General features: G+C 65.6%; 15 protein-coding genes. 2 read left to right on the top strand and 13 right to left on the bottom strand.

Going from position 1 to position 11,170, the window contains the following annotated elements:
• Nucleotides 1-20: 20 nt before the first annotated feature.
• Nucleotides 21-347 (top strand): hypothetical protein, encoded by a 327-nt coding sequence (locus NPA30_RS05980; protein ID WP_256801438.1) that lies wholly within the window; start codon nt 21-23, stop codon nt 345-347.
• On the opposite strand, the gene NPA30_RS05975 is transcribed toward NPA30_RS05980, so the two are convergent.
• The 4 genes from NPA30_RS05975 to NPA30_RS05960 are packed head-to-tail and all read right to left on the bottom strand — an operon-like array spanning nt 334 to nt 5,799.
• Complete coding sequence (locus tag NPA30_RS05975) at nt 334-675, bottom strand: NlpC/P60 family protein (RefSeq protein ID WP_256801437.1); 342 nt, start codon at nt 673-675, stop codon at nt 334-336. The genes NPA30_RS05980 and NPA30_RS05975 overlap by 14 nt on opposite strands.
• Nucleotides 672-1,172 carry a DUF1833 family protein gene (locus tag NPA30_RS05970; protein WP_256801436.1) on the bottom strand — a complete coding sequence of 167 codons (501 nt, stop codon included), beginning with the start codon at nt 1,170-1,172 and terminating at the stop codon, nt 672-674. The genes NPA30_RS05975 and NPA30_RS05970 overlap by 4 nt, the downstream gene beginning before the upstream one ends.
• A 5-nt stretch (nt 1,173-1,177) precedes the next feature.
• Nucleotides 1,178-1,546 (bottom strand): hypothetical protein, encoded by a 369-nt coding sequence (locus tag NPA30_RS05965; RefSeq protein ID WP_256801435.1) that lies wholly within the window; start codon nt 1,544-1,546, stop codon nt 1,178-1,180.
• Nucleotides 1,543-5,799, bottom strand: a complete 4,257-nt coding sequence (locus NPA30_RS05960) for a phage tail length tape measure family protein (RefSeq protein WP_256801434.1) — start codon at nt 5,797-5,799, stop codon at nt 1,543-1,545. The genes NPA30_RS05965 and NPA30_RS05960 overlap by 4 nt, the downstream gene beginning before the upstream one ends.
• 78 nt (nt 5,800-5,877) lie before the next feature.
• Here NPA30_RS05960 and NPA30_RS05955 point away from each other — a divergent pair, with 78 nt between their 5' ends.
• A complete protein-coding gene (locus tag NPA30_RS05955) occupies nt 5,878-6,117 on the top strand; it encodes a hypothetical protein (protein ID WP_256801433.1) in 240 nt (79 codons plus the stop codon).
• A 20-nt stretch (nt 6,118-6,137) separates the two neighbouring features.
• On the opposite strand, the gene NPA30_RS19670 is transcribed toward NPA30_RS05955, so the two are convergent.
• From NPA30_RS19670 to NPA30_RS05910, 9 genes are all read right to left on the bottom strand, one after another.
• The gene (locus NPA30_RS19670) at nt 6,138-6,476 is read right to left on the bottom strand and encodes a phage tail assembly chaperone (protein WP_456238253.1); all 339 of its coding nucleotides are present in this window, start codon (nt 6,474-6,476) and stop codon (nt 6,138-6,140) included.
• Between the two features lie 8 nt (nt 6,477-6,484).
• The gene (locus NPA30_RS05945) at nt 6,485-6,892 is read right to left on the bottom strand and encodes a hypothetical protein (protein WP_256801431.1); all 408 of its coding nucleotides are present in this window, start codon (nt 6,890-6,892) and stop codon (nt 6,485-6,487) included.
• A 79-nt stretch (nt 6,893-6,971) separates the two neighbouring features.
• Nucleotides 6,972-7,154, bottom strand: coding sequence for a hypothetical protein (locus NPA30_RS05940; protein WP_256801430.1), 183 nt, complete (start codon nt 7,152-7,154; stop codon nt 6,972-6,974).
• A gap of 2 nt (nt 7,155-7,156) precedes the next feature.
• Nucleotides 7,157-8,086, bottom strand: coding sequence for a phage tail tube protein (locus tag NPA30_RS05935; protein WP_256801429.1), 930 nt, complete (start codon nt 8,084-8,086; stop codon nt 7,157-7,159).
• A 102-nt stretch (nt 8,087-8,188) separates the two neighbouring features.
• Nucleotides 8,189-8,599: a phage tail terminator-like protein gene (locus NPA30_RS05930; protein WP_256801428.1), complete on the bottom strand. Its 411-nt coding sequence runs from the start codon at nt 8,597-8,599 to the stop codon at nt 8,189-8,191.
• Nucleotides 8,599-9,222 (bottom strand): hypothetical protein, encoded by a 624-nt coding sequence (locus NPA30_RS05925; RefSeq protein ID WP_256801427.1) that lies wholly within the window; start codon nt 9,220-9,222, stop codon nt 8,599-8,601. Before NPA30_RS05925 ends, NPA30_RS05930 begins: the two co-directional genes overlap by 1 nt.
• 56 nt (nt 9,223-9,278) lie before the next feature.
• Nucleotides 9,279-9,953, bottom strand: a complete 675-nt coding sequence (locus NPA30_RS05920; RefSeq protein ID WP_256801426.1) for a phage head closure protein — start codon at nt 9,951-9,953, stop codon at nt 9,279-9,281.
• The gene (locus NPA30_RS05915; protein WP_256801425.1) at nt 9,953-10,552 is read right to left on the bottom strand and encodes a head-tail connector protein; all 600 of its coding nucleotides are present in this window, start codon (nt 10,550-10,552) and stop codon (nt 9,953-9,955) included. Before NPA30_RS05915 ends, NPA30_RS05920 begins: the two co-directional genes overlap by 1 nt.
• A gap of 131 nt (nt 10,553-10,683) precedes the next feature.
• On the bottom strand, nt 10,684-11,127 hold the full coding sequence (locus tag NPA30_RS05910) for a hypothetical protein (protein ID WP_256801424.1): 444 nt from the start codon (nt 11,125-11,127) through the stop codon (nt 10,684-10,686).
• Nucleotides 11,128-11,170: the final 43 nt, after the last annotated feature.

Raw genomic sequence — 11,170 nt, 5'->3', positions numbered from 1 at the left:
GCTTTCGGAGGAGGCAGTCCATGCGGTCTGCTGCGGTTCTTGTTGTTGCGCTGGTCCTGCTGTCTGGTTGCGGCGCCGCGGTACGGGGCGGGCTACTCGCAAGCCAAGGCGCTCTGAGCATCGAGCCGTCCATCCGACCGGATGCCGATTACGACGTGGCGATGCTGAACATCTTCGATATCGGCTTCGACGCCTCAAAGCCGGAGGATCGGCGACCTGTGATGCTTGAGAAGGCACATGAACGGTGCCAACAGCCTCGTTTGGTGGCGGAGCGCGAGGTGCCGAACGGCACGACGCCTATAGGCAGGAGGCGCGTCACATACATTGCGAGCTTCAAATGCGGCTGACGTGGCGGTAGAGGCCGCTGACGCGGGAAGCGTGCCGGCCGGTGGTGTAGGGTTCGACGACGCTCGTCTTGCCCTCCGGCATGTGCAGCATCCGGCCGCGCTGCACGACGAGACCGAGATGCCACGGACGTTCCCGCAGAAGGACGACGTCGAGGGGCTGCTCGGTGCCCTTCTCGACCTCACGCCAGGCGCCCGGGTCTACCTCACGAGCAAGCTCGAGCCTCAGCATCTCGTCGTACACGATCGCGACCAAGCCGTAGCAGCTCGCCCCGCTCCGGTCGTGGCCGCCGGCGCGGTATGGGATGCCGACGAAGCCGTCGAAGATCACGTCGTCCCCCAAAGGCTCGGGAACGACGCCGGCGTGAAGTTGTCGGCCGGGAACGGCTCCTGCATCAGGGGATCGACGGTGAGGCTGAGCGTCACCTGATGCGCATCGACATCGACCGAGGTCAGCTGCATTTCGGGCAGCGTCATTTCCACGACATCCGGTGAGGACGCGGCGACGACCTCAATCGTCACGATCGCCGGCGACGTCGTCGACTGCAGCAGGTCCGTCATTTCCTGACCGACGTTGTCCAGAGCGATCTGAACGACCGGCGCTGCATCCTCAGCGTCCTCCGGCAGCGCCGGCGCCATCGGGAAGAACCCGTAGGCCTTGCCGCGGCTGAGCGTCCCCCTCGCCTGAGTCTCGAAATCGAGCATGTCCCGGTTGTCGCTCGACAAGAGGATGGTCTGTGTGAGGTCGGGATGCACGATGGTCAGCAGCATCACCGCGACCTCGCCGCTGTTCTCCCGAAACAGCTCGGCGAGAAACGCTGCCGACATCGATCTCATGGCAGCACCACCAGTTGCATCGTCACGGTCCACCGAAGCCCGCCGATCGGGTTCTTCCGAGGCATTCCCTCCCCCATCTGCACGACCCACGTGCCATTCAGCTGCTGCCACACCGGTAGCGGCGCCGGCATCTGAAACGGCAGCGTGCCGCCCTTCAACGTCGCCTCGACGAAGTCATCGAAGATGGCGACCTGCTCCGGCGATGCCTCGAACGAGCAACCCACAGTGTGGGGCGCGTAGGAGAACCGCCGACGGACCTTGGCTCCGCCGGCATCGTTCTGGCTCCGCAAGCGCCCCTCGCCAGTCGTGGCCTGGAAGCCTTGCACCGACATCCGTTGCGGCAGGGTGGCCGGCCAGACGATCATCGGCGCACGACCTGCGGGGTGACGCCGAAGTTGCTGCGGAGCGTACGATTGCCGCGGCGCCCGGGCGTCGTCATCTCGTCACGGGCAATGTCGCGGACCATCACCTCGATCTTGCGGTTGCCGGACGCGTCCGTCGTCTCTCGGGTCTCTACCGGTGCCGCTTGCGATCCGCGCTGATCGATCACCTGGACGCTGACGTTCCCGCCATTCCCGGCGTTGGCCGGCCGCTGCATCCGCGCATAATCAGGGATGCGCGGGACATAGCCGCCATCGGCATAGCCGCGCAGGCCGAGCCGCATGCCCTCCACCGCGCCGACGCCGCCGGCTCGCGCGATGTCGTCTTGGCTCCACACGATCTCGCCGCGGTGGACGATGCCCGCCGGCGCGTACCGGCCACCCGCGCCGGTGTAGCCGCCGCCGTCGAAGAGACCAGCGGCACCGCCGGCGATTGCCGCCGCCGTCGAGGACGAGATCCCACCGCCACCGCCGCCGAAGAGCGACCCGAGCAGCCCACCGCCGCCCGGCTGCTGCATGCCGTTCAGCAGCTTCGTCAGGATGCCGCCGAAGCCTGGCACGAACTGGTCCGCGACCTGGCCGATGCCGGCGTTGATGGAGCCGGTGATCTGGCCGAAGTCGTCCGTGAAACCGGAGGCTGACGAAGCGAGTTGCGTCGATGTCGTCCCCAGCTGCGACGCCGCCTGTTGCATCTGGCCGACCGCGACGGTGTGCGCGCCGCTGAGGCCCTGCCAGTCGCCGATGCCGGCCTTGCCCGCTCCGTACCACGCGCCCCAGCCATTGGTGGCAGCGTGGTTGAGCGCATAGTCTACGCCGGCATATGCGTTGCGTGGGTCCGACGGGTTGAGCCCGCTCGACCTCATGAACGAGTTGCCGAGGCCGGTGCCGAATCCGGTCCCCGGCCCGCCCATCAGCAGCTGGAACGGTCCATAGGACGGCTCGCGGTAGCCGCCGCGCATGTAGTTGGACTGCCAGATGCCGGCGCCGAGACCTTCGGAGCGTGCGACCCGCAGCGCGATATCCGGATCGATGTCGCGCGCGATCGCCGCCTGCCGGATGTAGGCGGTCATCTCGTCGACCGGGACGAGCCCGACGTTGTCGTTGGCGGCTAGCGCATTGACCGCGCCGAGGGCGCCGCCGCGCTGCACGGCCCCGACAGGTGCGTCTCCGATCAGATCGCTCAGGACACCTGCGCCCCCGGCCATCCGCACCCACATCGCGGACTGTTCGGTCGAGCCCAACGCTGAAGATTTGCCGAGCACTGCCGAGAGCGGGTTGTCTGCACCGCCGAAGACGGCACTGAAGAGCGCATCGGCACCCTCGGAAATGGCCTTGTCTGTCAACTCGCCAGCGAGGCGCTGGAGCGCATTGCCCACAGCATCGAGCGGCTTCGTGCCGTTGGCGATGTCCTGCCCGATGCCCGTCCAGACCTCTCGGTTGAGATCGCGATACTCCTTCAGCCGGTCGCTCGCGCGCTGATAGGCGGCGTATTGGACGCCGAATGCGGATGACGGGTCGACACCAGCGCTGCGAAGGGTGGTTGCAATGCGCGCCTCGCCATCGCTCATGAACAACTGCTGCCGCTCAAAGGTCGCATCCTGCGCCAGCTTCTGCGCAGCCAAGGCATCGGTGAGTTCCCCCACGACTGCCGCATGGCGCTTGATGCGTGCAATTTCATCCTCGCCGAGATCTCGCCCCTCTTCGTAGGCCGCCTTCTTCGCCTGATCGAGCAGCTGATACGATGTGGTCAGCCGGGCGGCTTCGCCGGCCGTCTTTCCGAGGACGTCGATCTGCAGCTGCAGCGCGCCCGCAGCGTCCTGCTCCGCCTCTACACGTCTGCGCAGCGACTCGCTCTGAGCGTACGCGCTTTGCGCCAGGGAAAGCTCACGGGACTCGCTGGCTCGCCGCTCAACCTCCTCGCTGCCGTAACCCTCAGCCCTCAAGCTGATGCGCGTGCGCTCAGCGGCGATCTCGGCCTGTAGGGCCGCCGATCGAACTCCGATAGAACGGATGTCCAACTGCCAGCCGGCTCGGCGCGCTTCTTCGGCTCGAGCGGCCTCCTTGGTGATCAGTGTGAGAGCCGCCTCCTTCTCAGCCTGCAGGGCCTGCAAACCAACGACGTCGCCGACCGTCCGCTTGTAATCGGCGAGCCGTCTATCGTAGTCGCGGGTCGCCTCCGAAAGCTGCCGCTGAAGGGGCGACAGATCGAACTCGTTCAGCTGGCCCTGCACATCCGCGAGGCTTTCGCGCGTGCTCCGCGAAAGCTCCTGCACGCCGCGCTGAAGCTCTTCCCAAGCCCGTTCCCCCATGCCGCTGATGGCGCTCGGACTGTTCGTCGCGGGGTTGAGCCGGCTGATAGCCGACATCTGTCGCTGGTAGTTTCGGACCAGATCTTCGTAATCGGTCGTCTTCTTCGGGAGCATGTGCTCCTGCTCGTCGCGAAGCTTCACGAGCTCCTGCTGCGCGATCTTGCTGGTCCTTGCCATGCCGTCGAGAACTGTCTGCGTCTCGCGGATGCCACCCTGCAACTTGACGAGGATCCCCACCGAATCTTGCAGCGTCTCGATGAATGCTCTGAGCTCACGGTTTGGTGTCGCGCTGCCCAGCTTCGCCAGGTCGTCCTGCAGGCCGCGGGCATCGAGCGACTGACGGAACTGGTCCACGATCGGCTGAAGCTCGCGGAAGCGCGCGACGTACTGGTAGACGCCACCGCCGTTCAGGTCGGGCGTGAAGGCTTCCGGTGCGATCTTGTTCGCGACCCCGGCTGCCTCAAACAGATACCGAGTCGAATCTCGACCGAGCCCCTGCCGCGCCTGAAATTCCAGGGCCGACTTAGACGAGCGCCCATAGTCCTCTGCGGACCTCGCGGCGACGCCGTACGCGTCGGCGATGTCCTTGATCCGCTTTTCCTGCTTCTCGAGCACGTCATCGATCGGCTGCAGGTTTCGGCGCGCGGATGTCGCCATGTAGTAGATCCCGCCGGCCAACGCTGCGGCGGCGAGGACAGCGAGGTTGAGCGGGTTCGTGATGAACGAAATCACGCCGGCGCCGACAGACTTCAGCGCCCCTTGAACCGAAGCACCCGGCCCGAACAGCTGGGTGATCTGCGCGCCCTGCTGCAGCATCACCGTGAACGGGTTCTGGCCGCTCGCCAGACTCACACCGATGTCGTTCAGCTGGTACTGCAGGATCTGAAGTTCCTGCGCGCCGAGCTTCGTCGCGCTGCCGACGCCTGCAAGCGAGCGAGCCGTGTACTCGTAGCGCTGCGCTGCCACCTGCTGCGCCTGCGCGAGCTGCTGCTGGGTCAGGTACCCCTTCTGCGCCAGCGCCGCATACTCGGCGAGCTCCACGTTGAGACGATCCTGAGCAGCCGTCAGCGGATCAATCTCAGCTATGATGCGGGCAAGACGAGCTTCGAAGGCAGCAGCCTCCCTTTCAGCCTCCGCTGCCTGTCGAGCGAAATCCGTGTTGAACACCTGCGCCGAATCCGCGGCAGACTTGCCCGGCGCCGCGCCAATGCCAAGCCGATCGTCGATCCCGGCCTGAAATTGCCGACCGATCCGCTCCTGGTTGGCGAACATCTCGTTGAAGGAAGCGGCGGCCTCCTGTGCAGAGCGCGCAACTCGGTCGAGACCGAGGCGCTCGTTCAGATCCTGCCGGAAGGCCTGCCCAACCTTCTGCTGATTCCGGAAGAGCTCCTCGAAGGCGTCAGCTGCGTCACGTGCAGAGCGCTTTGCGTGGTCGAAATTGAAGCTGTCGCGCACCTGCTGCCCGAAGGCCGCAGCCTCTCGAAACGACTGCTCGAAGATCTTAGCCGACTCGCGCGCTGAGGTGCCGATGTCGTCCATGCTGGCGCGGATACCGAGCAAACCGTTCAACGCCGACTGGTCGACGATGCCGGTCACCTTGAAGCTCTGCAGGCTCTGCTGGATCCGCCGGATCTCAGACGCGAACTGGCCGGCTGACAGCTGCCCGGTAGCATGCGCGTCCGAGACAGTCTTGAGGTCGCGCGCGTACTCGCGCATCGCCCGCGAATTGGTGACGGTGCGCTCGGAATAGCGGTCGAAGGCACGTGCGCTGTCAGTCGCCTTCCGCCCGCTCTGCTCGACGGCTGCCGAGGCGCCATCGACCGCCGTGCTCATCTGCTGAGCGGCGCGAGTGACGTTCGTCAGCCGATCATAGACACGCTGCGCGCCCTCTTCCCGGATCTCGACCGATTTGACGACACGATCAGCCATAGGTGTCCTCAAACGAGACGGCCCGCCGATTGGCGAGCCGTAGAGGTTCCGTTAGGGTGCCCTCACAGGGAGAAGGCAATGGTTCTTCGATTTCTTATCGGGGCGGCGTGCATCGCGGTGATTGCTGCGACCGGCGGGTTCTTCTTGGATCGACAGCAGGCGAAGGTCACTGCCGATGATCAACGTCGAGCTCTGCTGGATCAGAGGCTCAACGACGAGTGCTCGAACGCGCTCCTTCAGGTCCGTGAAGGCGGCGACTTCCTAGAGGCTCGGGCGCAACTTGATCTCTGCGAGGCGTCGGGCTGGAAGGCGCCGTAGTCGACCCGACACATGGCGCATCATCTCTGCGGTGTCTCCTCGGCGGCCTCGCGCTGCCGGTGCCGTTCCTCAAGATAGGCCTCGTCCATCGCCCTGATCACGCGGAGGAAGTCTCCCCGCTCGTCGACGTCGTTGACGCCGAACATCTGGCAGTAGGCGAGGATCTCGGAAAGAGGGATCGGCCCCTCGCCGCCCATGACGAGCGAGCGCGAGGCCGACAGGTCAAAGAACGCCTGCATCAGCCATGCGAGATGCGGCAGCGCTTCGGTCCTGTTCAGCCAAGCCTGCGTCGGCTTCCCCTCTGCAGCGAGATCTGCGAACCAGTCAGCCTGCGCGCCCCATTGGAGGAGCCAGCGCAGGCTCTCGGTTAGTTTCCCTCGACGGCCTCTGCGGCGTCGGCGAGGAACAGCGACCGGTCCTGGGCGGCACCCTGGATGTCGCGGAAGAGTTCCGGGAGGTCCAGCAAAAGCTTCGTCGCGTTCTCGACATTGAACTGCAGCGGGTTCCCCTCACGATCCGTGACGCCCTCCCATCCGACGATCACGGTTTCGGCGTAGAGCTCGGCCATCAGCTGACGGCTCACCTCCTCATCCATCGTGCCGTTCTGGATCTGCCGCGTGTACGGCTTCGTCTTCGCCTCGTAGCGCCGCAGGAACTTGCGATTGGCACCGCCTGCCCGGTGGATCGTGATGTTGATGCCCTCGCCGTAGCGGAGACTGATGCCGCGGCCGCTCTCCGCATCCTGATCGGTCGAGAACTGCTCATACAGGTTCATGTCTTCGGTCCTTGTTCGGGAAGGTGGCGGCCGGAGTCCCGAACCCCCCGGCCGCCGTTCTGCGCAGAAGGGTTCGGCCTCAGCCGGCCTTATCGGGATTCGTGGAAGCCTTCGGCGACGGCTTGGAGCGGGCGAGCCCGGCTTCGCGCATCTGTTCGGCGCGCTCCGCGGGAACCGCGATTTCGTCGCCCTTGGCGTGATGCACCTCGACGCCGTCGACATACTCGCTGAAGCCGGCGAGCACGGTCATCTTCTCGCCCATCGTCAGACCGCCCGGGTGATCTGCATCGTCGCGGCGATGCCGTCGGCGTAGAGCGCTTGGAAGTTCAGGTCAGCCATGACCTCCTGATCGTTCCCACCCGCAGTGATGGTGCCGCTCGTGATCTTCACCTTCGGCAGGACGACGGTATAGCGGGAGCCCGCCGCAGTGCCGAGCGTGAAGCTCAGCGACAGCGCCGAGTGGTCGATGAAGGCGTCGTAGAGCCCGCCGCCTTCGAAGTAGGCGTTGAGCGACCCGGTCACCTCGAAGCGGCCGTCGCCGATGCCGTAGGAGTCGATGGAGCCGACCCCGTCCTGCTGACGGAGGTTGTTGGTCGTGTTGATCGTCAGCCCCTTGATGATCGGGACGGAGGACAGCTCGGGCATCGTCAGGCTCGCGAAATCTGTCGCCGCCGACAGCACGGTGTTGCTGTTGGCATCCGCGTAGGTCGCGCCCGTGATGGCAGTCGTGGCGGCAGCCACCCCCTTGCTCATCACGTTGAAGACGAGCCCGATGGTCTGCTTCGACGTCACCGAAAGCTGCATCGTGTTGACCACCGCGCCCGGGAAACGGTGGAAGACGCTCGAGCCATCCGCCTTCTTGAACGTCTTCTCGAAGGTCATGGCCTTCTGCAGGATACCGTTCTTCAGGACGTCGGTCGCGAAGGCGCCGCCGAGCGCGCTTTCGAAGAGCGCGTCGAAGGTGCCGTAGCTGAACTCCGCGTTGATGTTGCCAGCCGCCGAGCGCCCCACCTGGATCACATCCGACACGTTCCGGTCCGGCCGGATCTCGTTCGACGTGACCGTTTCCTTGTCGGCGTTCAGACCTTCTCCGGTGAAGCGCAGGTTCTTGAAGGCCGGGGTCGCCGGCGTGGTGCCCCACGTCACCTCCGGCACATAGGCCAGGCGCGTCTTGCTCGAGTTGATACCAACCATTTCGGTCAGCTCCATCTGAGGGATGCGCTTGCCCAGGGCGCAGATACGAAAAAGCCCCGGCTGGGCAGCCAGGGCTTACGATTGCGGAAGGCGCTGAGCGCTCTACCCGAAGAGGTCGAACTGGTAGGGGCAGACCCACGCCAAGCGGTAGTAGCTGCCGGTGTCGTTCTCATCGTCCGTCACCGGGGACGTGGGCGCAAAGGTGAGCACCCCGTCGAAGCGATTGCCGCGAAAGAGGTTGGCGATCTCGGCGGCCCACTGCCGCCCGCTCTCGATGGCCGGCCGGTTCCGCGGCACGCTGAGAACGAAGCGAGCGGCCCCCTCCTCCCGATAGACGTTGTTTCCCGGATCGCCGACCGAGATCTGCTCGCTCGTGGAGAACGGGAACTGGAGAACGAGGAAGGCGCTGCCGTCAGTCGGCGCGGTCGCCATTCCCTCGGGATAGATCTGGCAGCCGCTAAAGCTCGACTCAAGCTGGGCCCTGAAGGCTTGGTCGACGATCGGATGGGCCATCAGTACGATCTCACAGAAATCGAGGGCTGCCGGCGGAGCCAGTCGTGCCGCTCGCGATCGCTCATCCGGCGCCGGCCCACCTTGAACATCGTGGTACGCTCCGCCCAGTTGTTCAGCGCGGACGCGCCGGTGAGCGGACGAAAGCTGAACCTGACGTCGGCGAGATTGCCGAAGCGCCGATCCGCCACGGCAGCGACGGCCTGAAACACTCCCTGCGGTGCCTGAGCCGAAAGCCCGCGTTCGAGCTTGCGCGCATACGGCTGTGAGTTGACGAACACGGCCTCGTCGAAAGTCTCCGGCAGGGCGCCCTTCGGATCATACTCGACGTCGTCGATGATCAGGAGGTGCGATTGCGAGAAGCGTCCGCTCCGCACTGGCGAGGCAGCCACCAGCGCGGCGCTGATCCACTGCAGTACCTCGCCGAGGAAACGCCACTCGGCGAACACCAGACCGCCAGCGCGAACCGTCTCGACCGGCGCGCCCTTCCGTCCGTCCACATACTGATCGAACGGCACCTCGGCGCCGGCGACGCGATTGTTCGTCTGCCGCGCGATATCGACCTCCGCACGCGCCACATCCGCCAGCCGCTTCGCCCGACCTTCTGGCGAGACCACGTCATCCATGAAAGCCGCCACCTGGCGGCTGAACGGATCAACGCGAGAGACTGCGGAGCGCGCCATCAAGCACCCGTTGCCACGAGCTCGTAAGCGAGAAGGATGCCAGAGACGCGGTGGGTCGAGTCGTCGACGCTAGCCACCCGCAGCGTTCGCGCCGACGGCGTTACTGGGCGGAGGACAATCTGATCGCCCTCACGGATGCCGTCGGCGAAGGTGACGTCCTCGGCGAAGATCTGAATCTTGCGGTCCCCGACGTCTACGCCGCCGACGACCTCGTCCGCCGAGTAGCCGCTCACGATGGCGCGCACCATCTCCTCCTGTGCGCCTGCGTCAAAGTCGTTTCGCTGCAGCACGACGATCTCGCCGGTGCGCATCTTCTGCCGCCACTCCTCCCGGGCGCGTGCCGGATCCGCCTCGCTCTCCACGGCGATCACCGTGACGCGACGCTTCAAGTCCTCGTCCCGGTCGATCGACGAGATGTCGAACACCTTGCCGCCGATGCGCAGGCGCATGAAGTCGGTGACGGCTATGCCGTCCATCCAGGCGAACTGCAGCGAGTAGACCTTGCGCGACAGCTCGACGCCAAAGCGCATCACTTGGTCGGCCTGCCGTGTCTCGGCGCGCGCCCACAACGTCGTGACGGTGGACCATTCCTCGGTCGGCACGCCATCGACGCGCACGTCCACAGACTGCTCGACCAGCACCTCGGTGTTCCGCTCGCCGGCCGCGTCGTCCATCAGACCGCCTCGTTCACCGGCATGTTCGCGTTCGGGATCCGATAGCGCGAAATGAAGTGCTCGGCCCCGTAAGGGATCGCCTTGCCGATGCCGCGGGCTCGTGCGTCGAAGGTCGCCTCTTCGCGATTGCTGTAGAAGTGCGAGGCCAGCAGCAGGACCGCCTGCTTCACACCGGCAGGAACCGCTTGCGGATCGGCGACGCCGGTCTTGTAGACGATCTCCATTGACCCGCTGTCGATCTCGCGCACCTCGTCAAAGCGCACAATCGGCAGCATGGACTCCACACCAAACGTCGCTGCCGAGGCGTCCAGATCGGTGGTGAAGCCGCCCATCGTCGTCTTCGCCGACACGATGCTCAAGATTTCGCCTTCCATGGGCGGGCGGAAGAGCGTGACGGTCGGACGCACCATGCTGACCGTGAGCTTGAAGGTCTGCTCCATGATCGATCGATTGGTGCCGAGCTCGATGATTTCCTCCGCGGCTCGGATCCAGCCTTCGATCAGCGTGTCCTCCGAAGTGTGGCTGACGCGCTTATTTGCCTTGACGGTCGAGACGCTCACGCTGAGCACGGTGGGAGGCGCGATCCTGGTGAGGTGCATCGCTCTTTGTCTCCTCGCGCGGCTGCGGCGCGCGGTAGTCGCCGCGGTCGGCCTGCATGTCCGTCGAATGGTATGCACCGGCCATCGATCGACGACGGCCGGGCCAGTTGCTCTTGGCGGTCATTGGACCGCTACTTGGTCTTGCGGGTCGGCAGCGGCGGCGCCGGCGGCGTGGCCGGCGTCTTGTCATCGTGCGCTTCGGGATCGTCGACCGTCGCCTTGTCCGAATCCTCGGCCGCCTTCGGGCTGTCGGGCGCCTCCGGTGCAGCGGAAGGCGTCAGGATCTCGGTCTCGCTGAGGCGGTTGCGACCGGGCAGACGGTCGCTGGCGAGAGGCGGCAGATGGCGATCGCCACCCAGCGCCGGCGTCTCGGGGACCGCCTGCAGCGACTCGTCGTCGACCGTCACCGTCTCGACGCCCTTCTCGGCCGCGACTTCCTCGATCACCGCCGTCTTGCCGGCCTTCAGCCGCTTGACCATGGCCGGATCGAGGCCGGCGATCTGACCCTCCGAATAGGGGCCATTCGCGCGCAGAAACTTCACCGGGACGAGCCCGGTGCTCTTCACCATCTTCATTTTCAGCTCCGTGTGGAGATGAGGCTGGCTGAGCCGCGCCTCG

The organism is Mangrovibrevibacter kandeliae (assembly GCF_024519155.1).
In the GTDB taxonomy this organism is placed as follows: domain Bacteria; phylum Pseudomonadota; class Alphaproteobacteria; order Rhizobiales; family Rhizobiaceae; genus Mangrovibrevibacter; species Mangrovibrevibacter kandeliae.
This window is presented reverse-complemented; position numbering and strand designations above follow the sequence as displayed.